Source organism: Bosea sp. 685 (assembly GCF_031884435.1).
Lineage (GTDB): Bacteria > Pseudomonadota > Alphaproteobacteria > Rhizobiales > Beijerinckiaceae > Allobosea.
Map to the genome: position 1 here is coordinate 1,914,214 of NZ_CP134779.1, position 23,291 is coordinate 1,937,504.

Consider the following 23,291-nt stretch of genomic DNA (forward strand, 5'->3'; position numbering starts at 1 on the left):
CTAGATTCAGTTTCGTGTGGTCGCTCGGGCAACCAGCACTCCGCGCCGCTCCGGTGCTAAAATCCAACTGGATCGAGGCGCAATTTGACGGCCCATTGGTTGAGCTCTGCGATGGTCTTGGCTGGGATGCCGAGGCCTGCCCTTATCGCCCGATCAAGGCTTGCCGATGCTTGATCGCCCGGCAGTCGTACTGGGGCGTCAGAACCGATAGCCGGATTGGCACGGCACTGGTCGGCGAAGAAGGCTGTCTGCGCCACGGACGCGTCATGGCCGGCAAAGGCCTGCGGATCGATGATCTGCATGAACACGCTCGCGCGCCAGCGCGAAGGCTGCTTTGCGGCCCTGTCGCCGTTACCGACACTGCAAAATGTCCGCTACCGGCCTGTTCCTTTGGAGGCAGGTGTCGCCCTCAAATCAGCCGCAGCTCCTTCAAACTCGCATGGCCGTTTTTGCCGACGATGACGTGGTCATGCACGGCGATGCCAAGCGGAGTCGCGATATCGACGATCGCCTTGGTTACCTGGATGTCGGCCTGCGACGGCGCCGGGTCGCCGGAGGGGTGGTTGTGGACGAGGATCAGCGCCGTTGCCGAGAGTTCCAGCGCCCGGCGGATGACCTCGCGCGGATAGACCGGGGTGTGGTCGACCGTGCCGGTCTGCTGCAGCTCATCGGCGATCAGCGCGTTCTTCTTGTCGAGAAAGAGGATGCGGAGCTGCTCGCGCTCGGCGAAGGCCATCGCCATGCGGCAATAATCGAGCACGGCCGACCAGGATGAGAGCACGGTGCGCTTGGCGACCGCGCCCTTGGCCATGCGTGTCAGCGCGGCCTCGACGATCTTGAGGTCGAGCGCGACGCCCGCGCCGACGCCCTTGACCTCGGTGAGCCGCGCGGATGGGGCGGCGAGCACCTCGGCGAAGGAGCCGAAGCGCTGGATCAGTTCCTTGGCGAGCGGCTTGACGTCGCGTTGCGGGATCGAGCGGAAGAGCAGCAGTTCGAGCAGTTCGTAGTCGGGCAGGGCGGCCGCGCCCGCATCCTGGAAGCGGGCGCGCAGGCGGTCGCGATGGCCGTGATAATGCGGGGTGGCGTCGGCAGCTGCGCCTGAAGGAGCGGCGCGGTTTGAAACCTTGCCGCCGCCTGCCGTCATCGCAGGGCGAGCGGATTGTCGCGTCCGGTCGGCGACAGGGTGAAGATCTCGCAGCCGGTTTCGGTAACGCCGATGGTGTGCTCGAACTGGGCCGAGAGCGAGCGGTCGCGCGTCACGGCGGTCCAGCCGTCGGAGAGGACTTTGACGCCTGATTTGCCGAGATTGATCATCGGCTCGATGGTGAAGATCATGCCGGTCTTGAGCTGCGGGCCTTCGCCGGGCGAACCGTAATGCAGGATGTTGGGCGCGTCGTGGAAGACCTGGCCGACGCCATGCCCGCAGAAATCCCGGACCACCGAGCAGCGCTCGCCTTCGGCATAGCGCTGGATGGCGAAGCCGATATCGCCTGTGGTCGCGCCGGCGCGCACGGCCTTGATGCCGCGCAGCAGGCTCTCATAGGTGATCTCGATCAGGCGCTCGGCCTTGCGCGAGATTTCGCCGACGCCGTACATCCGGCTGGAATCGCCATGCCAGCCATCGACGATCAATGTGTAGTCGATATTGAGGACGTCGCCCTCGCGCAGCGGCTTGTCGTCGGGGATGCCGTGGCAGACGACATGGTTGATCGAGGTGCAGATCGACTTGGTGTAGCCGCGATAGAACAAAGTCGCCGGATAGGCGCCGTTGTCCATGGCGAACTGGAAGGCGAGGTCGTCGAGGCGCTGGGTGGTGACGCCCGGCTTGACGTAGTCGCCGAGCATGTCGAGGCCCGCGGCGGTCAACCGGCCGGCCTTGTGCATGGCCGCGAAGGCTTCGGCGCCGTGCAGCTTGATCACCGGATCGCGCATGCGCGACCGCCCCAGGGTTTCGTCGAATGTCATCGTGACGTCATGGCTCCTTGCCGCCCATATCTATTGGGTTTGGCGTATGGTGCAAGACGGTTGCCGTGCGGACCGGGTCGCTTGAGGCGCATTCGGGCAGGGTCTGCAACCGCCATCAGGTGCGCGATCGCAGCGCCGAAAAGGGTTGGAGCGGGTATGCAGGGATTGTTGGAACTGGCGGGGCAGATCGGGGCGCGTCTCAAGGCGCGCGGCGAGACCGTGGCCGTGGCTGAATCCTCGGCTGGCGGCCTGGTCGCGGCCTCGCTCCTGGCCCAGGCCGGCGCATCCGCCTTCTTCGTCAGCGGCGCCGTCGTCTACACCAGGCAGGCGCGCGAGGGTTTGATGGGCATCTCGCTGGCGGAGATGGACGGCATCCGCTCGGCCAGCGAGCCCTATGCCTTGCTGCTGGCGCGGCGGTTGCGCGAGCGCTTTGGCGCGACCTGGGGGCTGGCGGAAACCGGCGCTTCCGGGCCCTCGGGCAACAGCTATGGCGATGCGCCGGGCCATAGCTGCCTGGCGATCTCCGGGCCTGTCGAACTGATCAGGACGATCGAGACCGGCTCGGGTGACCGCATCGGCAATATGCGCGTCTTTGCAGCGTCGGCCCTGGGGCTTCTGCACGACAACCTGTGAGCGGGTTCAGCGCGGGCGCGCCAGGAAATCCGTCAGGACTTGCTGCGCCGCCGGATCGGCCGTGGTTTTCCATTGCGCCACGGATTGTGTGGCCGCGCCCCGCAAGGCGTTCATCACCTCCTTGGGCGGGGCCTCGTCGATCGTGACGCCATTGTCGCGCATGCGCTTGTAGTTGACGGCGACGCGGCCGCTCATCGCCTGCCATTGATGCGCGCTCGTTTCGACTGCTGCAGCCTCGACGGCGGCTTGCGTCGCGGCATCGAGCGTCCGCCAGGCGTCGAGCGAGACCGAGGCGAAGCTCAGGGGCACGGCGTAGAGGATCTCCGAGAAGTTGCGGGTGTACTTCCACAATTGCCGGCCGGCCCCGCCATCGCCGGAGGAGAGCACGGCGTTGATCTCGCCGGAGTCCAGCTTGGGGTTGAGGTCGGAGAAGGAGACGATGCCGGCGCTTGCCGCGACCTGCGCCAGCACCTCCGTTCCCGTCTTGTCATAGGTTCTGATCTTCAGCGCCTTCAGCGCTGCAAGGTCCTTCAGCGGCGCCGCCGACCAGATGCCGGAGGGCGGCCAGGGCGAGATATAGAGCAGCTTCTGCCCGCGCGCCGCGAAGAGCGCCTCATAGAGTGGCTTGGCAGCGTCATAGAGCGCCTTCGCATCCGCCGTCGAAGCAGTGATGAAGGGCAGGGAGGAGAGCAGGAAGAGCGGGGCCTCGTCGCCCAGCGCGCCGCCAAAGCTGTTGGCCATGGCGAAGCGCCCGTCCGAGACCGCGTTCAACTGCTCGCGCGTACGCAGTCCCGATTTCGCGTCGGGAATCGGGTTGATCGTCAGCTTGCCCTGGACTTTCGCCTTTACGGTCTCGGCGAAGAAGGCGTCCGCCTCGCCGGGCAGCGACGAGGCCGGATATTCGTTGATGACGTCCCAGCGCGCTTCCTGTGCCCAAGCCTTCTGCGCCAAAGCCGGACACATCAGGCCCAGAGCCAAGGCAAGTGTTGGCAAGGCAAGCGTTGGCAAGCCAAGTGTTGGCAAGACAAGCGTTGGCAAGGCAAGTGCTGGGAGGAATCTCATCGACAGGCTCCGTGGCTGAAGCGCCGGGTGTGGGGTGGCAGGGCGAGATGCCAGACCGGCCGACGGAAGGCGGATGGAAGCAAAAGCTGTTCCGGCTGGCGCGCGCGCGACATGGGGTGTATCACGCCGCCCCATGGCCATCATCGATCAAACACAAGTCGAGGCGAAGCCTTTCGGTGCCTTCGCGCCCCGCGGCGTTCTCTCGCGCATCATCAGCTGGACGCGGGCTGCTCCCGACAGCTTCCTCGGCCGCAAGATCGCCTATGCGCTGCGCCGCCTCGGATTGCGCTCGCTCGCCGGCGCGCCGGTCGACATCGAATCGCTCGGCGCGAAGATGCGGCTCTATCCGGACGGCAATGTCTGTGAGAAGCGCGTGCTGTTCACGCCGCAATATTTCGACCAGCGCGAGCGCGATCTGCTCGCCGGCCGCATTCGCGAGGGTTTCCGCTTCATCGATATCGGCGCGAATATCGGGGCCTACTCCCTGTTCGTTGCGGCGAAGGCGGGGCCGGGCGCCCGGATTCTCGCGGTCGAGCCGCAGCCCGATGTGTTCGCGCGGCTTGCCTTTAATATTGCTCAGAACCCGTTCGGCACGGTCAAGGCGATCGCCTGCGCGCTCGCCGACAAGCCAGGCGAGCTGACGCTGTTCCTCGACCCGGCCAATAAGGGCGAGTCGAGCGTGCGCATTCTGCGTTCCAGCACGGGCGCCACCGTCAAGGTGCCGGCGACGACGCTGCTGGCGCTGCTCCAGAGCGAGGGCTATGAGCGGCTCGACGCGGTCAAGCTCGATGTCGAGGGCGCGGAGGATCTGATCCTCGAACCCTTCCTGCGCGACGCGCCGGAGGCGCTCTGGCCGAGCTTCGTCATCATCGAGGATTCGCGCGAGCGCTGGCAGGTGGACCTGGTGGGGCTGCTGACGCAGCGCGGCTATCGTATGCTGGCGCAGACGCGACTGAACCTCGTCTTCGAGCGCGACGCTGCCTGAGTTTGGCCCGCCGCGCATGAGGGCTGTGCGGGCGACGGCTTGAGCCCGCCTGCGGGAGGCCCTAGCTGTAGGGGAGAACGGCCGTCCGCGCTTTGCCGGCCGCCCAGCCAGAGGCACCGGCCATGACGTCCAGCAGTGAAACCACGCCCGTGACGGCGGCGATCCTGGTGATCGGCGACGAGATCCTCAGCGGCCGGACCAAGGACAAGAATATCGGCTATATCGCCGAATATCTCACCAATATCGGCATCGATCTGCGCGAGGTGCGCGTGGTGCCCGATATCCAGGATGAGATCGTTCAGGCGCTGAACGCGCTGCGCGCCCGCTACACTTACGTCTTCACCACCGGCGGCATTGGCCCGACGCATGACGACATCACCGCCGACTCGGTAGCAGTGGCCTTCGGCGTCTCGATCGACCATGATCCGCGCGCCATCGCGATGCTGTCCGAGCGCTTTCCAGCCGACCAGCTCAACGAGGCAAGGCTACGCATGGCCCGCATTCCGGCCGGCGCGGATTTGATCGCCAATTCGGTCTCCAAGGCGCCGGGCTTCAATATCGGCAATGTCTATGTCATGGCCGGCGTGCCCTCGATCATGCAGGCGATGCTCGATGTCGTCGCGCCGACATTGAAGACCGGGGTCAGGATGCTATCGGAGACCGTGCGCGCGGGCATGCGCGAGGGCGATATCGGCACGGCGCTGGCGCAGGTGGCCAAGGCGCATCCCGAGGTCTCGATCGGCTCCTACCCGTTCTTTTCGGAAGCGGGTCCCGACACCAACATCGTGGTGCGCTCGCGCGACCCCGAAAAGCTCGCGGTCGCGAGGGCGGCCGTCCAGGCGATGATCGACAGCGAACGCGCAAGGCTCGCGGTCTAGGCTCGCCATATCCTCTCGGAACCACGCCGTCATCCCGGACGAAGCGGAGGTCGGGATCCGAAGCGCGTCATGGTCGGGCTTGACCCGACCATCCCTGATTTCAGCCAACTGGTCATGAGATTCTCAGGGCGCAAGCCCGAGAATGACGCTCTACGATGGATCCCCGATCGGCGCGGCGGAGCTTACGTCCTTGGGCCGGCCGAAGGCCGGACCCGAGGGCGGCTTGTCCAGGTGACGTAGAGGTTCCGAGCATAATCAACAGGTTCTCGGGCGGAGAAGATTAATCTACAGGTTGTATTAACTAGGTCATGACAATCTTAAGTTGCATAACTCCTGGCGCCCTTTCCTGGCGGTTGTCGTCGGCATCCGGCCGCCGAAACCTGCCATGCAAGGGTGTCCGGGGGACAGCTCAAGGGGGAAACCATGTCGCGCCTTTCCAGCCTGTTTTCGAACCGCCATGTCACGGGCCAACTTGATGCCATCAACCGCTCGCAAGCGGTGATCGAGTTCGATCTCACCGGCAAAGTGTTGAACGCCAACGAGAATTTCCTGGCGACGCTGGGTTACACGTTGGCCGAGATCAAGGGCCAGCACCACAGCATGTTCGTGTCGCCCGCTGAGCGCGATACGGCCGCCTACAAGCAGTTCTGGCTCGATCTCGGCCGCGGTGAGTTCTCGCGCGGGCAATATCTGCGCATCGGCAAGGGCGGCAAGGAGATCTGGATCCAGGCGAGCTACAACCCGATCCTCGGCGCCGGCGGCAAGCCGGTCGGCGTGATCAAGTTCGCGACCGACATCACGCAGGAGAAGAACCGTCTCGCCGATCTGGAAGGTCAGCAGCAGGCGATCAACAAGGCCCAGGCCGTGATCGAGTTCGATCTCACCGGCAAGGTGCTGCATGCCAATGAGAACTTCCTGGCGGTGCTCGGCTACTCCCTCTCCGAGGTGGTCGGCCGGCATCACTCCATGTTCGTCGACCCCGCTGAGCGCGAAACGTCGGCCTATCGCCAGTTCTGGGAGCGCCTCGGGCGGGGCGAATACGATGCCGCGCAATACCGCCGCGTCGGCAAGGCCGGCAATCAGATCTGGATCCAGGCGAGCTACAACCCGATCATGGATGCCAAGGGCCAGCCCTATAAGGTGGTGAAATTCGCCACCGACATCACGGCGAGCTTCAAGGGCCAGCAGCTCGAGGCGGCGGTGCGCGAAACCGGCGAGGTCATCGCCCGCGCCAAGGACAAGGATCTGACGGGACGCGTCTCGCTCGAGGGCAAGAGCGGTGAGATCGCCCAGCTCTGCGCCGGGGTGAACGATCTGATCGACACGATGGCGGCGGTGGTGTCCTCCGTCCGCGAGATTTCCGGCCGGATCGACGAGGCTTCGACCAGCATCTCCTCGGACAGCGCCCAGCTCGCGGAGCGGACCGAGGCCAACGCCTCCAGCCTGCAGGAAACGGCGGCGACGACGGAGGAACTCGCGGCGTCGGTCAAGCACAGCGCCGGCAATTCGCGCGCCGCTGTGGCGCTCGGCGAGGAGGCGACCCAGGTCGCGGTGCGCGGCGGGGCGATCGTGACCGAGGCCGTCGGTGCGATGGAGCGGATCGAGAAGGCCTCGTCCAGCATTTCCGAGATCATCGCGATGATCGACGAGATCGCCTTCCAGACCAATCTGCTCGCGCTCAATGCGGCGGTCGAGGCGGCCCGTGCCGGCGATGCCGGCCGGGGTTTCGCGGTGGTCGCCTCCGAAGTACGCGCGCTCGCCAAGCGCTGCAGCGAATCCGCCAATGGCGTCAAATCGCTGATCGCGAATTCGACGCAGCAGATCCAGACCGGCGTGCAGCTCGTCAAGGATGCCGGCACGACCCTGCGCGAGATCGTCTCGGCCGCCTCGAAAGTCTCGACCACCGTCAGCGAGATCTCGCAGGCCAGTATCGAACAGGCCAACGGTATCGACGAGATGGCGCGCACCGTCGCGCATATGGACGAGATGACCCAGCAGAACGCGCTCCTGGCCGACCAGAGCGCCAAGGTCGCGCGCGATCTCCAGCAAGACACCTCGGCGCTCAGCGCGATGGTCGCGGCCTTCACGCTCGACGCTGGCGCGGACTTCGCGGCACGGGTCGCAGGCGAGATCAGGCAGGCCGCGCCGCAGCTCCAGCGCCGCGCGCCGGCGCCTGCTCCTGTCCCCAAGTCCTCTTTTGCCTCCATGCCCGCTCCGCGCGTGCGGCCCCGCTTGGCGGTAGCCGGCGGCAGCGCCGAGGGCTGGGCGGAGTTTTAGAGACCGTTGTCTTGTGGCTCGGAAAAACACCGTCATTCCTGGCTCGACGCTGCGGGTCGCCCCGGAATGACGGTATGGTTCCGAGCATGAAAAGCAGGTTCTGAACGGCGATCCGCCCCCCGCACTCCCGGCCTTCTGGGGATGGCGGGCGGCGGCCTCTTGTCAGCGCGGCGGGGATAGGGTTTGCGATGAGAGCGGCGCTAGAGCAATTTCTGATTCAGTTGAATCGCTCAATTGCTCTAGCTCTTTGTTTTAACGCGTTTTCTTCACGCGAACCGGTATCCACTTTGCTCGAAAACGCTCTATATGCGCCAGATGAAGCCCGGAGCCCGCGCCATGGCCGAACCGACCTCCAACAAGGCCTTTCCCGTATCCTGGGACCAGTTCCACCGCGACGCGCGCGCGCTCGCCTGGCGATTGGCCGAGAAGGGGCCTTTTGAGGCTATCGTCTGCATCACGCGCGGCGGGCTCGTGCCGGCCGCGATCATCTGCCGGGAGCTCGGCTTGCGCCTGATCGAAACGGTCTGTGTCGCGAGCTATCACGACTACAAGAACCAGTCCGAGCTCAAGGTGCTGAAGGACGTCGCGCCCTCGATCAAGGCGATCGGCGACGGCCGGGGCAAGGGCGTGCTCGTCGTCGACGATTTGACCGACACCGGCAAGACCGCCCGCGTCGTGCGCGAAATGCTGCCCAACGCCCATTTCGCCACGGTCTATGCCAAGCCTGCCGGCGTGCCGACGGTCGACACCTTCATCACCGAGGTCAGCCAGGACACCTGGATCTATTTCCCCTGGGATATGGGGCTCGCCTATGTCGAGCCTATCGCCAAGGACCACAAGGGCTAAGGACCACAAGGGCTGAAGCGTCAGGCGGCGGCTGAGGTTTCAAGTCGTGCTGCGTGAGCGCAGCGCCACGGTCATGCCGGTGATGACCAGCAGCATGCCGATGATCTCCGCCGTCGAGGGCCATTCGCCGAGCAGGACCGCCCCAGCGAGCGCCGTGATCGCCGGGTTCAACGGCAGGAACAAGGTTGCGCGCGCCGCTCCCAGCAGCGCCACCGTCTGCGTGTAGAGAAACAGCGCCCCGACGCCGACCAGGGCGCCCTGGTAGAAGGCCTGCAGGGCAAGCGCCCCCCAAGCTATCTCGCCGAGCCGGATCGGCAGCGCTAGCGCCGCGACGGGCAGGAACAGCAGCGAGAGCAGGCAGGTCGCGATGGTGACATCGATCGCATCCGCGCCCCAGCGTCTCGCCAGCAGCCCGAACAACGACCACATCATTGCGGTGAGCACGAAGAGCAGATCGCCGATCCAGGCGCTGTCATGGGCGGGGGCATGTCCAAGGGGCTGCGAGGAAAGCGCCTGCCAAGAAAGCGCCTGCCAGGAGAAGGCGCCGACGCCCGCCAGAACCAGCGCGAGCCCGGCCAGCCTCATCCGCCCCGGCCGTTCACCCGCCAGGAGATAGGCGAGGATGGCGGTGAAGACCGGGATCAATCCTGGCGTGATGGTCGCGGAATGCAGCGCCGGGGCAAAGGAGGCGCCGGCGATGAGCACCAACGAATAGGGTGCGCCGGTAAGCGCGGTCAGCACCAGGGCGCGGCGCCAGCCGATCCGCCCGATCGGGAAAGGCCGCACCCGCCGCAGCGCGAAGGGCAACAGCAGGAGCGCGGCGGTCGCAAAACGCAGGATCGTGACGTCGGCCGGGGTCAGCCCGTCGGCAACCGACTGGCGTGAGACCACAGCCTGGATGCCCCAGATCAGGCTGGTCGTCAGGCCGCAGGCGATGCCGAGCCAGGGCGTCCGGCCGGCAGGCGCGGCGAGGCGCGTGGCGGTGGCGAGTTGACGCGGCGGAACGGCCTGGTTCACGGGGTGTGCTTTCCGGGGGAGGCGGTGCGTTGCGCGCCTCTGCAAGAGCAGGATGCGAAAAAGTGGGAACCGGTTTTTCGCATTGATCCTGCTCTCACTCTTGGGTGAGAGACGGATTCAGATATCAGATGGGATCACTGTGTGTTCCCATCTGAAATCATCCGGCTCTAGGGTGGCGCTGCTATGCCGGCACGGCGGCCCGCGGGGCAAGGGCGCGCGCCTTGGGGCGGTCCCGAGCCCGGCGCATAACCGTTCAGGACTTGGTCGCTTCAAGCCCCTGTGGCTGCATGGCCGCGTTTGCAGTCATGCCTCTATGCGCAGCGCGCGCCGGCCTCTAGCTTTCGCGAAACCGCGCCGCTTCGCTGCGGTTTCGCTCCTTTAGACGAGGGCCAGTGCCATGACCGATCTCTCCGCTTTCCCGATCACCAAGCGCTGGCCGGCCCAGCATCCCGACCGCATCCAGCTCTATTCGCTGCCGACGCCCAATGGTGTGAAGGTCTCGATCGCGCTGGAGGAACTCGAACTGCCCTACGAGCCGCATCTGATCGATATCGGCAAGAACGAGACCTGGGGCCCGGAATTCCTCTCGCTGAACCCCAATGGCAAAATCCCCGCGATCATCGATCCCAACGGGCCGGGCGGAAAGCCTTTCGGGCTGTGGGAGTCGGGCGCGATCCTGGTCTATCTCGCCGAGAAGACCGGCAAGCTCATCCCGAGCGACGCAGGCCTGCGCTATGAGACCCTGCAATGGGTCTTCTTCCAGATGGCGGCGGTGGGGCCGATGTTCGGCCAGCTCGGCTTCTTCCACAAATTCGCCGGCAAGGACTATGAGGATAAGCGCCCGCGCGACCGTTACGCCAATGAGAGCAAGCGCCTGCTCGGCGTGCTGGAGACCAGGCTCACCGGCCGCGACTGGATCATGGGCAAGGACTACAGCATCGCCGACATCGCCTTGCTCGGCTGGGTGCGCAATCTCGTCGGCTTCTACGGCGCGGCCGAACTCGTCGACTATGCCAGCCTGAAACAGGTCCCGCTCTGGCTCGAACGCGGCCTGGCGCGGCCGGCAGTGCAGCGCGGCCTGGACAGCCCCAAGCGGGGGTAAGGACGTGGTTGGCGTCGCGTGACGCATCGTCGCGGAGCCGGTCGGCGCGAAATCCCGATCTCCTCCGCGCTGCGGCCTTCTCCGCCTGAATGAAAAAGCCGCCGCTCGGGTCATCGAGCGGCGGCTTTTCTTTAGGTCGCGGCTCCGTTCACGGCGGACGGTCAAGCCGCGATTGCTGGCGTGCCCAGAGGATCGGGACCAAACCGGTTTGCTCCTGCAGTACCGCGCAGGCATCCGGCCTCGATGAAATACCAGGCAGCGCCGATCAGCGGGACAAATTGAATGAGCAACCACCAGCCGGATTTGTTGCGGTCGTGGTAGCGTTTCACGCCGACGCAGATGCCTGACCAAATGCAGAAAATAATATAGCCGAAGACAAGGATGAGGTAGGGCACAGACTTGGCGCCTGTGACGTTGTAGCTACCTTCTGCGCTGACTTCGCCCGGGATTATCTGCCACAGCACAAACAGCAGCAGTCCTACGATTATCGACGCGCCGATATAATACAATATCGCGGACCAGAATTTTCCTCGTCCGATGCGGCCATCAGAAGAAAATAAGAATGCAGTCATAGTTTTCAAGCCTCCCCCCGTGTCGCCGTTCGCGACTGTGTTTTGTTCTGGCAGAAATGTTGGAATGTCAATTTAAATAATATTTGTTGAAATACTCTGTAGAAAGTCGTTCAGCAAAAATTGCAGTTAACTACAAATAATGCTGCCGCCCATGGATATTTGGCTCCGTTCCGTAAATTGAGCGCTGATTTCTGATGGGATGAATATTTGGATTCGGCGATGAGCGAGAGCGCGGTGCTGGTTCTGTCACTCACCAACGTCACCAGGCTCTCGATGGGTTCGCCATCTCTGTTCCCGCCCGATCTCGATGGCGGTGCCGCGCGGCCTGAGCAGCCCCGAGCGTGGCTGAGCGAGGCTCTCCTGGCGCGACCGGATTTGCAGGCGCGATCCGACAAGCTAGAACGCTGGTCATGAAAGAGAAAATCCGAGTCGCGGTCCTCTACGGGGGCAAATCCGGGGAACATGAGGTTTCGCTGCAATCGGCGGCCTCGGTGATCGAGCATCTCGACCGGGATCGCTTCGACGTGGTCCCGATCAGCATCGACAAGCAGGGCAAGTGGCAGTGGAACGACCTGCGCCTCATCGAGGAGGCGAAGGGGCGGGCGTTGCCCATCTTCGATGATGCCCCGGAAATGCGGCTCTCGCCCCAGGCCGACGGGCGCGCCACGCTCCTGCCGGTGATCGGTTCAGCGACGTCGCCGCGGCCAATCGACGTGGTCTTCCCGGTGATGCACGGTCCGCTCTACGAGGATGGGGCGGTGCAGGGCGTCCTGGAGCTCGCCGGCGTCGCCTATGTCGGCTCCGGCGTGCTGAGCTCGGCGATCGGGATGGACAAGGACATCGCCAAGCGGCTGGCCTTGTTCGCGGGGTTGCCGGTGCTGCCCTATCTGGCGCTGGCGAAGCGCGATTATGAGCGCGACCCGGCCCGCTGGGCCCAGGCCGTGCGCGAGAAGCTGACGCTGCCCGTCTTCGTGAAGCCCTGCAATATGGGCTCAAGCGTCGGCGTGCATAAGGTGAAGCAATGGGACGCGCTGGATGCGGCGCTGCGCGACGCCTTCCTCTACGACGTCAAGGTGTTGGTCGAGCAGGGTATCGATGTCCGCGAGATCGAGGTGGCAGTGCTCGAGGGCGAGCCGCTGTTCGTGAGCGTGGCGAGCGAGATCAATGCCAACCCCAAGCATGAATTTTATTCCTACGAGGCCAAATACCTCGATCAGGACGGCGCGACCGTCGATCTGCCGGCCAAGCTCGACACTGCGCAGATGGACCGGGTCAGGCAGCTCGCGAATGACGCCTTCGTCGCGCTCGAATGCAGCGGCCTTGCCCGGGTCGATTTCTTCCTCGACCGCCGGGGCGGTGATTTCTACTTCAACGAAATCAACACCTTGCCGGGCTTCACCTCGATCAGCATGTATCCCAAGATGATGGAAGCCTCCGGGCTGCCTTACCGGGACCTGCTGAGCCGCCTGATCGAACTCGCCCTGGAGAAGCAGGCGGGCAAGCATGGGCTGAAGACTGACTATCAGGATCAGCTCTGAGGCGGCGCGGCTCCCGCGCTCTTTATTCCTTCTCCCCTGGCGGGAGAAGGTGGCGCGCAGCGCCGGATGAGGGGGCGCCGTGCCCTTTCCGGTTGGCGTGGCGTTCAGGCCAGACGGTGAGCTCACAGCGCCCCCTCATCCGTCTCGGCTTCGCCGAGCCACCTTCTCCCGCCAGGGGAGAAGGGGTCTCCGCCCCGTTCTCGTCATGCTCGGGACAAGCCGTGCATGAGGGCGGAGACGACCTTCCCGTTTATTCTCGGCCCCAAAAGCCCCGGCCTATTCCGCCCCCGCCCACTTGGCCAAGCGGCTATCCCTCGCTCGCCTTCGGCGGCGAGTGGACCGCAACGCCGGCTATGACCAGAGCCACGCCGAGAATGTCTTGCAGGCTCGGGATCTGGGCGAGGACGATCGCCGCAATGACGGTTGCCGTCGCAGGCAGGATCGCCAGGCAAAGCGCGAAGGTCTGACGCGGCAGGCGGGACATCGCAAGCTGGTCGGCTATGTAGGGAATGACCGACGAGCATAGGCCGACCGCGATGCCGGCAAGCACCAGATTGATCGCGCCAAATGCCCTGGCCGCCTCGGTGAAGCCGATCGGCATGAGGATGACGAAGGCAATAGCCATGGCGGCGCCAAGACGCTCGACGCCGCCATTCGCCCCATCTTCCGCGGCTTTGTGACCGAGCACGATATAGCCCACGAAAAGCGCTCCGTTCAGGCTTGCCCAGAGCAGCCCCAGCATGTCCGTCGACCCTTTCAAGTCGATCATGATGACGACGCCGAGCACCGCCAGAAGCAGCGCCAGGGCGTTGCGGCGCGTGCGCAGCCCGTAGAGGGCGACACCGATCGTGCCGACGAACTCCATGGCCGCCACGAGGCTCATGGGGAGGCGGTCGAGAGCCAGATAGAAGGCCGTGTTCATGGCCGCGAGGCAGGCGCCGAGGCCGAGCAGCAGCAGCCTCGTCTTCGCGTCGGCCTCCCGGATCGTTCTCCACGGTTTGGTGAAGGGCGCGAAGATGAGCGCTGCTGACGCGATCCGGAACCACGCCACGCCAAGAACTCCGACCGCTGGAAAAAGCAGCACGGCGAAGGACGGCCCGAGATAGTGGAAGATGGCGCTGACCCCGAACCAGGCATAAGGCGGAACGGCTTCGGCGGCTCCATTGAGCGTCAGCTTCGATGATGGCACGAGTTGCTCCCTCGCCATCATCATGAGAGGATAGTTCGCTCGATTAAATGCCTGATGCGAGGAGAATTTCTATTTCTTCCTTGCAAGCGCATGGTGATTTCGATGAAGCGCCTTCGATATGAAAATGGCGGATTGGACGCGACGGATCTTCGGCTGCTCGATGCGCTCGCCGCCGATGCGCGGATCAGCATCGCGGAGCTGGGGCGTCTCGTCGGGCTGTCTTCGCCGAGCGTATCTGAAAGGGTCAGGCGGCTGGAGGAGGCGGGCGTGATCGAGGGCTATACCGTCACGATCAACCCCAAGGCGCTTGGCCTGCCGCTCGCGGCCTGGCTCCGTATCCGGCCGATTCCCGGCCAGCTTCACAACGTGACCGAAATCCTGCGGGGGATTCCGGAGATCGTGGAATGCGACCGCATCACCGGCGAAGACTGCTTCATCGCTCGCGCCCATGTCGAGAGTGTCGAGGCGCTGGAGCAGTTGATCGACAAGCTCATCCCCTATTCGATGACGAACACGTCGATCATCCAGTCGTCTCCCGTCCCGCGCAGATTGCCGCCGCTGAGGCTGCCGATCGAGTAGTCCGTGCACGGCGGATGAAGGCGTGGCGCTCCTTTTCCCTTCTCCCCTCGGGGGAGAAGGTGGCAGCGCGTAGCGCTGACGGATGAGGGAAGGAAGGCGCAACGCAGATCGTTTTCTCCCTCCGAACCATCCCGTCATTCCGGGGCGGGCCGCAGGCCTGAGCCCGGAACCCAGAACCGATGCGCTCGATCAGTGAAGCTCACCATGCGAGCCGCACTATGGAGGACCGGCATCGGCTCTGGGTTCCAGGCTCTTCGCTGACGCGAAGCCCCGGAATGACGGAGGAGCGGCGGTCAGCTCACAGCCCAAGCATCAAACGGTCGTCCCCTCTCGCTGCGCCGGGACAGAAGACAGCACCGCCCTGGCGGCATGGCGGCCCTGCGCTGTGGTCTGCGACAAAACGCATCGCGCCCGTTGGAAGTCCTAGGCGTCAATATTATAAGCATGCCTATGAACAGCATGCCTAATGACCCGACAGGGCATCCGCCTCCTTCCGTCGGCTTCCTCCTGCACGATGTGGCGCGTCTGCTGCGGAAGCGTTTCGAGCAGCATGGCCGGGCGAGCAGCCTCGGTCTGACGCGCTCGCAATGGCAGGTGCTCGCCTATCTCAACCATAACGAGGGCATTCAGCAGGGCGGGCTCGCCGAATTGCTGGAGGTCGAGCCGATCACGCTCGGGCGCATCGTCGACAAGCTCGAGGCCTGCGGCCTGGTCGAGCGTCGCGCGCATGCGACGGACCGGCGGGTCTGGCGGCTCTTCCTCACCGAGAAGGCCGGGCCGAAGCTCGCGGAGATGCGCGGGATCGGCGAAATCACCCGGGCGGAAGCCTTCGGCGAAATCTCGGATGCCGAGCGCGAACATCTTCTCGCCCTTCTGGGGGCGATGAAATCGAACCTGACCGCCGCCTGCAGCAGCACGCCGCGTGCGGAAAAGCAGGCCAGCCATGGATGAAGCAGCCATGAAGTCCCAATCCCAGGCCAATGACGAACCGACGCCGGCCAGCAACGTGACCGAGATCCGCCGCGCCGCGAGCAAGCTCGCCCCTTCGGCCGAGGCGACGCCTCAGGCGGAGGCGCCGGCCAGCAAGGTCGTCGCCGCGAAACGGGCCGGCATCCGGCGGCGGGTGCTGTTTGCGCTGCTGCCCGTCGCGCTCGTCGTCGGCGGTTATTTCTATGTTGTCGGCGGGCAGGTGATGTCGACCGAGAACGCCTATGTTCAGGCCGATATTGTCGGCCTCTCGACCGATGTCGCCGGCATCGTCAGTGACATCGGGGTTCACGATAATCAGGTCGTGAAGGCCGGCGATGTCCTGTTCACGCTCGACGACCAGCAGTTCCGTCTTGCTCTCGACCGGGCGGATGCGCAGATCGGCATCGTCAAGAACGACATCGCCGCGCTGCAGGCGAGCTACAAGGGTGTGCAGAGCCAGATCGTTCAGGCGAAGATCGATATCGATTTCTATACCGTGGCGTTCAAGCGCCAGCAGGATCTGGCGACGAAGTCCTATGCCTCGCAGGCGATCTTCGATCAGGCGAAGCATGATCTTGACGGCGCGGTGCAGAAGCTGGCCTTGCTCCAGACCCAGCTTGCCGGCATCGCCGCCAATCTCAATGGCGATCCCGACGCGCCCGCAACCGACCATCCCCGCTACAAGGACGCCGTCGCCGCGCGCGGCGAGGCCGCCCGCCAATTGGCGCATACGGAGGTCAGGGCGCCGATGGACGGCATCGTGACGAATGTGCCCTCCCTGCAGAAGGGGCAATATCTCGCCGCGGCGACGAACGCCTTCAGCCTGGTCTCGACCGACCATGTCTGGATCCAGGCGAGCCCCAAGGAAACCGAGCTGACCTGGGTGCGCCCGGGCCAGAAGGCGACGGTCGCGGTCGACAGCTATCCGGGCCAGGACTGGACCGGCGTCGTCGACAGCATCAGCCCGGCCTCGGCGGCGAGCTTCTCGCTGCTGCCCGCCCAGAACACCAGCGGCAACTGGGTCAAGGTCGTCCAGCGCATCGCCATGCGCGTGCGCATCGAAACCCCGGCGGACAAGCCGCAACTGCGTGCCGGCATGAGTGTGGTGCTCGACATCGACACCGGCCATGCGCGCGGCCTGCCGCGCTTCGTCTCCTGGTCGTTTGAAAAGTCCTGGCCGTTTGGAAAGTCAGAGCCCCGCCATGGCTGATCCCGCCGCGCCGGTGTTCGTCCGCGTCGCCAATCGCGGCGCGATCACCGCCTGCGTGATCCTTTCCGTGGTGATGCAGGCGCTCGACACGACGATCGCGAATGTCGCACTGCCCTATATCCAGGGCAGTGTCTCGGCGAGCGCGGACCAGATCAACTGGGTCCTGACCTCCTATATCGTTGCGGCTGCGATTATGACGCCGCCCTCGGGCTTCCTGGCTGCGCGCTTCGGCCGCAAGCGCGTGCTCTCGGTCGCGATCGTCGGCTTCGTCGTGGCCTCGATGCTGTGCGGCGCGGCGCAGTCGCTGTCGCAGATCGTCGGCTTCCGCCTGCTGCAGGGCTTCTTCGGCGCGGCGCTGGTGCCGATCTCTCAGGGCATCCTGCTCGATATCTACACGCCCGAGGAGCGCGGCTCGGCGATGGCGCTGTTTGGCGTCTCGGTGATGGTCGGCCCGGTGCTCGGCCCGGTGATCGGCGGCTGGCTGACCGAGAACATCTCCTGGCGCTGGGTCTTCTACATCAACCTGCCGCTCGGCGCGCTCGCCTTCACGGGCGTTGCGATTTACCTCAAGGAAACCGCCACCAACGTCACCGCGAAGCTCGACTGGATCGGTTTCGGGGCGCTGAGCCTCGGCATCGCCTCGCTGCAGATCTTCCTCGATCGCGGCGCGCAGCTCGACTGGTTCGATTCCGGCGAGATCATCATCGAGGCCGCGGTCTGCGCTGCCGCCTTCTACATCCTCGTCGTCCACACCTTCACGGCCCAGAATTCCTTCATCAAGCCGCGCCTGTTCCTCGACCGGAACTTCAGCGTCGGCATGATCTTCATCTTCGTCGTCGGCATCACCTACCTCGCCTCGATGGCGTTGATGACGCCCTATCTGCAGACGCTGATGGGCTATCCGGTCGTCACCGCCGGCGTCGTCATGGGGCCGCGCGGGCTTGGCACCATGGTCTGCATGTTCCTCGTCGGGCGGCTGATCGGCAAGGTCGATATCCGCCTGCTGCTGACGGCCGGCCTCGGCGTCAGCGCCTGGGCGATGTACGACATGTCCGGCTGGACGCCTGATGTCTCGCAGACCACGATCATGGTTACGGGCTTCATCCAGGGCGCCGGCTTGGGCCTCTTGTTCGTGCCGTTGACGACGGTGACCTTCGCGACCTTGCCGGCGCAGTTCCGCGGCGACGGCACGGGCCTCTACAACCTGTCGCGCAATATCGGCTCCAGCGTCGGCATTTCCTTCGTTGCCTATCTCCTGACCCGCAACACGCAGGTGAACCATGCGGAGATAGCCAATTACGTCACTCCATATAATCGCGTCTTCGAGAACCCGGCGATCAAGCAGGCCTGGGATCCGCTGAAGCTTGCCGGCCGCGCCGCGCTCGACGAGGTGGTCACGAAGCAAGCCACGATCATCGCCTATATCGATGATTTCAAGTTGCTGATGCTCTTGTGCCTGGCCGCGATCCCGCTGGTCATCCTGCTGCGCAGCCCGAAGCGGCAGGAGGCTCCCGCCGACGATCATGCGATGGTGATGGAGTAGGGCAGCCTCTAGGCCCGCCCGCTTCATTGCGGCTAACAAAGGCTTAATCGACTGAGCACTAGCATGGCGTCCTGAGCGGATTCTCAGTTGAAAGAGCCTATCGTGCGCGACCACCCCTTGCCGGAACCCGAGCCGGCGCGTTCCGCGGCCTGGCGCGAGTCCGGCGTCGCCATGGCGCAGTCCGATGGCGAACTGGCTTGCCTGCTGGAGCGGGTCGAACGATTGCAGCGGGAGGTGGAAGAGAAATCCCAGCTCCTGCGCGAGCGCGACGAGGCACTGGCGCATAGCAAGAAGATCTTCGACCGCTCCTCCGAAGCTGCGAAAATCGGCGTCTGGGAATGTGATCTGACCAATGCCGATTCCTTGCGCTGGACCGACGCCGTCTACGATCTCTTCGAGCTCCCGCGCGGCTCCAAGCTCGATCGGCCCAGAATCGTCGAGATGTACGACCCTGAGTCGCGCGTCGCGATGCAGACCCTGCGCAGCAAGGCGATTCGCGAACGGGGCGGATTCACGCTCGACGCCAAGATCACGACCGCGCTCGGCAAGGAGCGCTGGATGCGGCTCACCGCCGATGTCGAGAGCGAAAACGGCGTCGCGGTGCGCATCTTCGGCATGAAGCAGGACATCACCGAGGAGCGGGCGCTCTGGGACCAGACGCGGTTCCTGGCGGAAATCGACCTGATGACCGGGCTCGCCAATCGCAGCCAGTTCCAGGCGATCTTGTCCGGCCAGAAGGCAGAGCCTGCCGGTCCGCTCCTGCTCGTCGATCTCGACGGCTTCAAGCAGGTCAACGACACCTTCGGCCATGGGCACGGCGACGAATGCCTGAAGCAGGTCGCGCTGCGCCTGAGCGGTATCTGCGCCGAGGCGCGATTGGTGGCGCGGATCGGCGGCGATGAGTTCGCGGTGCTGATGGGCGCGGCTGCCGATCGGTTGGCTGCCGAGGCCCTGACCGAGCGCATCCTCGACGCTTTGCGCCGCCCGATCGCCTGGGGCGCGCATGCTTTCCAGCTCGGCGCCTCGGCGGGGATCGCGATCCCGCAGGGCTTCGACGCCTCAAGCGCGGCGGAGCTGTTCAGCCATGCCGATATCGCGCTCTATGCAGCCAAGGCGGCCGGCAAGAACACGTTCAGGGTCTTCGATCCGCAGATGAAGAGCGAGGGTGAGCGGCGCTTCGAGACCGTCCGGGATATCGGCCGCGCCCTGATCGAGAATCAGCTCGAACTGTACTACCAGCCCAAGCTGCGGCTTTCCGACCAGAACCTGTCGGGGTTCGAGGCGCTCCTGCGTCGGCGGATGCCCGATGGGCGGGTGGTCGCGGCCGGGGCCTTCCAGGCGGCCTTGAACGATCCCGACCTTTCGGCGCGGCTGGGCAAATGGGTGGTCGAGAAGGCCTTGTGCCAGGCCGGGCTCTGGCATCGTGCTGGCTTCGATTTCGGCAGCCTCGCGATCAATCTGAGCGCCTCGCAGCTCCATGACCATCACTTCGCGGAGACGCTGATCGAGCGCGTCGCCGAGCAGGGCCTGACGCCCGGCATGATCGAGATCGAGGTGACGGAGGGCGTCTTCCTCGATGATGAATCTGGCCCGGTGAAGCGCATCCTCGAGCGCCTGAAGCAGAGCGGCATGCGCGTCGCGCTCGATGATTTCGGAACGGGCTATGCCTCGCTCGTGCATCTGCGCAGCTATCCGATCGACGTCATCAAGATCGACAAATCCTTCGTGCAGCGTTTCCTCAGCTCGGCGCAGGATCGCGCCATCTTGGAGACGATCCTACGCCTCGGGGCGAGCCTGGGCATGGACATCGTCGCCGAAGGCATCGAGACGGCGGCGCAATTGCAGGCACTGAAGGCGCTGGGCTGCCCATTCGGCCAGGGCTTCCTGTTCTCGCCGGCGGTTCCCGCTTCGCGCGCCGTCGACTGGCTCTTGCCGATCGCCTGCCGTGAGACCCGCGTGGCGTGATCTTCGTCCTCGTCTTGGTCTTGCGTCCCAGGCATCTCGCCTCCCAGGCATCTTGCATCGAAGCCATCTTGCATCGCAGGTCCAAAACTTGCCTGCTCCATCCGTGAGGGAGAGCGGGCGATGACGGACGGGCTCGAGGAGCAAGGTGGATCGGCGGCGCTGGCGCTGGAGCTCCAGGGCGCGGTCGAGCAGGCGCGCAAGGATGCGCGCGAAGACCCGTTCGGCAATCCCGTGCTCAGGGTCACGCTCTGGCTGACGCGGCGGATGGATCGCGGCGAGCTGACATTGGACGCTGCGCTTGGTCTCGTGCGCCATCTTGGCCGCGAGGCCTTGCGCGAGCGGGCGGGGCGCGTAGCGGCCTATGTCGGGCTGACGGATGATGGCGATGTGCCGCTGCTGGCGCTGGCCGAGCGGCTGGCTGCTGCGGCTGAGGGAGAGCCCGAGCCCTTCGCGCATTTTCGCACTGCGACCGCCCGGCCACGCTTCGCTGCCGTGTTCACGGCCCATCCGACCTTCGGCATGAGCCGGAAGCTGGCGCATGCGCTGGCCGATCTCGCCTCGGGCGATGCGGCTGGCGCAGCGGTGGTTGAGAATGAGGCGCTCTCCTTCCGGCCCGATGGCGCTATCACGCTGCAGGACGAATTCGAGCAGGCGCGCTTCGCCGTGCGCCATGCCCGCGATGCGCTCGACCGCTTGAACGCGGCGCTGCTGACGGCGGCGCGCTTGCGCTGGCCGGAGCGCTGGCGCGAGCTCGCGCCGCGGCCCTTGATCCTGGCCTCCTGGGTCGGTTGCGACACGGATGGTCGCACCGATATCGGCTGGTGGGACACGCTGCGCTACCGGCTCGAATCCAAGCGCGGACAGTTCGTGCGCATTCTGGAGAAGCTGCCGGAGGTGGCTGCCACAGTCGAGGTGCGAGCGATGGTGTCGGCCGCACTTGCCGCCGTCGAACGCCAGCTCGCACTCGCGCCGCCGATCGGCACGCAACCGGCGCTGACCGCGCTGCAGGCCTTCGCCCTGGCTCTGGTCGGGGAGCGCGAGACGGCCCTGCCGGAGGCCTCCGGATTGATCGCGGCGCTCGATCGGGCGATCGCGGCGGCCCGCGCCGATGACGACACGGCGATGGCGCTGTGCCTGGTCAAGGCAGGTTGCGTTGCCCATGGCGTCTCGATTGCGCTGCCGCATTTCCGGCTCAACGCCTCGCAGCTCCACAATGCGATGCGCGGGGTCATTCCGCTCGATGAGGAACCTGCCTTGCCGGCGCAGCGGCGCGCCTTCCTCAGCGCGGCCAACGCCCTGCTCGGCAAGGTCGAGCCGACGGCGGTCGATTTCGGCGCGCTCGCGGCCGAGCGCGCCTCGGCCGCGCGGATGATGATGACGATCGCGCAGATCGTGAAGCATCTCGACGGGACGCGCCCGGTGCGCTTCCTCGTGGCGGAAACCGAGACGGGCTACACGCTGCTCTGCGCGCTCTGGCTGGCGAAGCGCTTCGGCATTGCCGACAAGGTCGAGATCTCGCCGCTATTCGAGACCTCGGACGCGCTGGAGCAGGGGCCGCGCATCATCGACGAGGCGCTGCGTAGTCCGCATTTCCGCGACTATCTCAAGCAGCATGGCCGGCTCTGCATCCAGTTTGGCTATTCCGATTCCGGGCGCTATATCGGTCAGGTCGCGGCGACCTTCTGGGTCGAGCGCCTGCGCATCCGCATCTGCGAATTGCTGACGCGCTACGGGCTGAGCGATATCGAACTCGTGATCTTCGACACCCATGGCGAGTCGGCAGGGCGCGGCGCGCATCCGCGCAGCCTCAGCGATCGCCTGGCCTATCTCGATCCGGCTTTCGCGCGGCAGGCCTTCAAGCGGGCGGGCATCGCAACGGTGCGCGAGACGAGCTTCCAGGGCAGCGACGGCTATCTGCTCTTCGGCACGCCGCAGATTGCGGCGGCGACCGTCGGGCGTATCGCCGAGGCCGTCTTCGGCGAAGGCCGGGATGCGGGCAATGATGCGGCCGCCGACCCGATCTATCAGGAGCCGGATTTCGCCTCGGAGTTCTTCCAGACCGTGCGAGAGGAGATGACCGCTCTGGTCGATGATCCCGGCTATGCCGCGCTGATCGGCACCTTCGGCCCGTCGCTGCTCGACAAGACCGGCTCACGCCCGGCGGCGCGGCAAAGCGATGCGGGCGGGCCGACGCGCATCCGCCATCCGCGCGAACTGCGCGCCATCCCCAACAATGCGATTCTCCAACAACTCGGCTGGCTCGCCAACAGCGTGCATGGTCTTGGCCAGGCGGCCGGGCGCGCGCCCGATCTGTTCCGTGCCATGCGCGAGCGCTCCGACCGCTTCGAGCGCGCCTACAGCCTCGCGGCTTACGCCATGGCCAATAGCGATCTCGACGTGCTGCGCGCCTATCTCGACACGCTCGACCCCGGCAACTGGTTCGATCGTGCGCGGCGAACGGTGCGGGAGGGGCGGCGCGACGAATTGCTTGCGGTTGCCGACGCGCTGGCGCGGCTTGAGCTCGCGCCGGCGTTGAGGCGCCTGTTCTGGCGGCTCTCATCGGACTGGCTGAAGCTGCAGACGGTGGCGGGCGACACGCCGCGCATGTCGGTCAGGCTGGTCGCGCTGCATGCGCTGCGGCTTGCGGTGATGCACCGGATCTGGCTTTCGGCCACGCATATCCCGGATTTCCGGCCCCATGCCGGCTTGACGCGCGAGGCCTTGATCGAGCGCATCCTGCGGCTCGACATTCCGGCCTCGCTGCTCCTGCTCGGCGAGATCTTCCCGCTCAATCCCGATCCGACGATCGGGCTGGATTTCGGCGAGCCGCCGGGACCGCGCGAGGGCGGGACTTATGAAGCGTTGCACCGCGACGTCTTCGCGCCGATGCGAGCCTGCTTCGACCTGCTGCGCGAGATCTCGGGCGCGATCCAGCACGAGATCGGGGCCTTCGGCTAGGTT

General features: G+C 65.3%; 21 protein-coding genes. 14 read left to right on the forward strand and 7 right to left on the reverse strand.

What is annotated here, in order from left to right:
- Positions 1-56 precede the first annotated feature (56 nt).
- The 3 genes from RMR04_RS10365 to map all read right to left on the reverse strand — a co-directional run bounded on the left by RMR04_RS10365 (position 57) and on the right by map (position 1,965).
- Positions 57-302, reverse strand: a complete 246-nt coding sequence (locus tag RMR04_RS10365) for a hypothetical protein (protein ID WP_311914585.1) — start codon at positions 300-302, stop codon at positions 57-59.
- A 107-nt stretch (positions 303-409) separates the two neighbouring features.
- Complete coding sequence (radC, locus tag RMR04_RS10370) at positions 410-1,144, reverse strand: RadC family protein (protein WP_311914586.1); 735 nt, start codon at positions 1,142-1,144, stop codon at positions 410-412.
- The gene (gene map, locus RMR04_RS10375; RefSeq protein ID WP_311914587.1) at positions 1,141-1,965 is read right to left on the reverse strand and encodes a type I methionyl aminopeptidase; all 825 of its coding nucleotides are present in this window, start codon (positions 1,963-1,965) and stop codon (positions 1,141-1,143) included. The genes radC and map overlap by 4 nt, the downstream gene beginning before the upstream one ends.
- 156 nt (positions 1,966-2,121) lie before the next feature.
- Between map and RMR04_RS10380 the strand changes: the two genes are divergently transcribed.
- Positions 2,122-2,598, forward strand: a complete 477-nt coding sequence (locus RMR04_RS10380) for a CinA family protein (protein WP_311914588.1) — start codon at positions 2,122-2,124, stop codon at positions 2,596-2,598.
- Between the two features lie 6 nt (positions 2,599-2,604).
- On the opposite strand, the gene RMR04_RS10385 is transcribed toward RMR04_RS10380, so the two are convergent.
- Positions 2,605-3,549 (reverse strand): TRAP transporter substrate-binding protein, encoded by a 945-nt coding sequence (locus RMR04_RS10385; RefSeq protein WP_311914589.1) that lies wholly within the window; start codon positions 3,547-3,549, stop codon positions 2,605-2,607.
- Positions 3,550-3,793: 244 nt separating this feature from the next.
- Here RMR04_RS10385 and RMR04_RS10390 point away from each other — a divergent pair, with 244 nt between their 5' ends.
- From RMR04_RS10390 to gpt, 4 genes are all read left to right on the forward strand, one after another.
- Positions 3,794-4,645 carry an FkbM family methyltransferase gene (locus RMR04_RS10390; protein ID WP_311914590.1) on the forward strand — a complete coding sequence of 284 codons (852 nt, stop codon included), beginning with the start codon at positions 3,794-3,796 and terminating at the stop codon, positions 4,643-4,645.
- 122 nt (positions 4,646-4,767) lie between these two features.
- Positions 4,768-5,523 carry a competence/damage-inducible protein A gene (locus RMR04_RS10395; protein WP_311914591.1) on the forward strand — a complete coding sequence of 252 codons (756 nt, stop codon included), beginning with the start codon at positions 4,768-4,770 and terminating at the stop codon, positions 5,521-5,523.
- Positions 5,524-5,946: 423 nt separating this feature from the next.
- Positions 5,947-7,800 (forward strand): methyl-accepting chemotaxis protein, encoded by a 1,854-nt coding sequence (locus tag RMR04_RS10400; RefSeq protein ID WP_311914592.1) that lies wholly within the window; start codon positions 5,947-5,949, stop codon positions 7,798-7,800.
- 336 nt (positions 7,801-8,136) lie between these two features.
- Complete coding sequence (gene gpt / locus RMR04_RS10405) at positions 8,137-8,646, forward strand: xanthine phosphoribosyltransferase (RefSeq protein ID WP_311914593.1); 510 nt, start codon at positions 8,137-8,139, stop codon at positions 8,644-8,646.
- A 39-nt stretch (positions 8,647-8,685) separates the two neighbouring features.
- On the opposite strand, the gene RMR04_RS10410 is transcribed toward gpt, so the two are convergent.
- On the reverse strand, positions 8,686-9,663 hold the full coding sequence (locus tag RMR04_RS10410) for a DMT family transporter (RefSeq protein ID WP_311914594.1): 978 nt from the start codon (positions 9,661-9,663) through the stop codon (positions 8,686-8,688).
- Positions 9,664-10,060: 397 nt separating this feature from the next.
- Here RMR04_RS10410 and RMR04_RS10415 point away from each other — a divergent pair, with 397 nt between their 5' ends.
- Complete coding sequence (locus RMR04_RS10415; RefSeq protein ID WP_311914595.1) at positions 10,061-10,765, forward strand: glutathione S-transferase N-terminal domain-containing protein; 705 nt, start codon at positions 10,061-10,063, stop codon at positions 10,763-10,765.
- Positions 10,766-10,926: 161 nt separating this feature from the next.
- Here the strand turns inward: RMR04_RS10415 and RMR04_RS10420 are convergent, their stop codons facing one another.
- Positions 10,927-11,337: a DUF805 domain-containing protein gene (locus RMR04_RS10420; protein ID WP_311914596.1), complete on the reverse strand. Its 411-nt coding sequence runs from the start codon at positions 11,335-11,337 to the stop codon at positions 10,927-10,929.
- A 219-nt stretch (positions 11,338-11,556) separates the two neighbouring features.
- Between RMR04_RS10420 and RMR04_RS10425 the strand changes: the two genes are divergently transcribed.
- Together RMR04_RS10425 and RMR04_RS10430 are read left to right on the forward strand one after the other, a co-directional pair.
- Entirely contained in the window at positions 11,557-11,751 is a 195-nt protein-coding gene (locus tag RMR04_RS10425) for a hypothetical protein (RefSeq protein ID WP_311914597.1), read from the forward strand.
- Entirely contained in the window at positions 11,748-12,875 is a 1,128-nt protein-coding gene (locus RMR04_RS10430) for a D-alanine--D-alanine ligase family protein (protein ID WP_311914598.1), read from the forward strand. The genes RMR04_RS10425 and RMR04_RS10430 overlap by 4 nt, the downstream gene beginning before the upstream one ends.
- A 307-nt stretch (positions 12,876-13,182) precedes the next feature.
- On the opposite strand, the gene RMR04_RS10435 is transcribed toward RMR04_RS10430, so the two are convergent.
- Positions 13,183-14,064: an EamA family transporter gene (locus tag RMR04_RS10435; protein ID WP_311914599.1), complete on the reverse strand. Its 882-nt coding sequence runs from the start codon at positions 14,062-14,064 to the stop codon at positions 13,183-13,185.
- Between the two features lie 102 nt (positions 14,065-14,166).
- Here RMR04_RS10435 and RMR04_RS10440 point away from each other — a divergent pair, with 102 nt between their 5' ends.
- From RMR04_RS10440 to RMR04_RS10465, 6 genes are all read left to right on the forward strand, one after another.
- On the forward strand, positions 14,167-14,643 hold the full coding sequence (locus RMR04_RS10440; protein WP_311914600.1) for an Lrp/AsnC family transcriptional regulator: 477 nt from the start codon (positions 14,167-14,169) through the stop codon (positions 14,641-14,643).
- Positions 14,644-15,102: 459 nt separating this feature from the next.
- Entirely contained in the window at positions 15,103-15,594 is a 492-nt protein-coding gene (locus RMR04_RS10445) for a MarR family winged helix-turn-helix transcriptional regulator (protein ID WP_311915791.1), read from the forward strand.
- Positions 15,595-15,601: 7 nt separating this feature from the next.
- Positions 15,602-16,822, forward strand: coding sequence for an HlyD family secretion protein (locus RMR04_RS10450; protein WP_311914601.1), 1,221 nt, complete (start codon positions 15,602-15,604; stop codon positions 16,820-16,822).
- Positions 16,815-18,365 carry a DHA2 family efflux MFS transporter permease subunit gene (locus RMR04_RS10455; RefSeq protein WP_311914602.1) on the forward strand — a complete coding sequence of 517 codons (1,551 nt, stop codon included), beginning with the start codon at positions 16,815-16,817 and terminating at the stop codon, positions 18,363-18,365. The genes RMR04_RS10450 and RMR04_RS10455 overlap by 8 nt, the downstream gene beginning before the upstream one ends.
- 87 nt (positions 18,366-18,452) lie before the next feature.
- On the forward strand, positions 18,453-20,330 hold the full coding sequence (locus tag RMR04_RS10460) for a putative bifunctional diguanylate cyclase/phosphodiesterase (protein WP_311914603.1): 1,878 nt from the start codon (positions 18,453-18,455) through the stop codon (positions 20,328-20,330).
- Between the two features lie 120 nt (positions 20,331-20,450).
- Positions 20,451-23,288, forward strand: a complete 2,838-nt coding sequence (locus tag RMR04_RS10465) for a phosphoenolpyruvate carboxylase (RefSeq protein WP_311914604.1) — start codon at positions 20,451-20,453, stop codon at positions 23,286-23,288.
- The last annotated feature ends 3 nt before the right edge of the window (positions 23,289-23,291 follow it).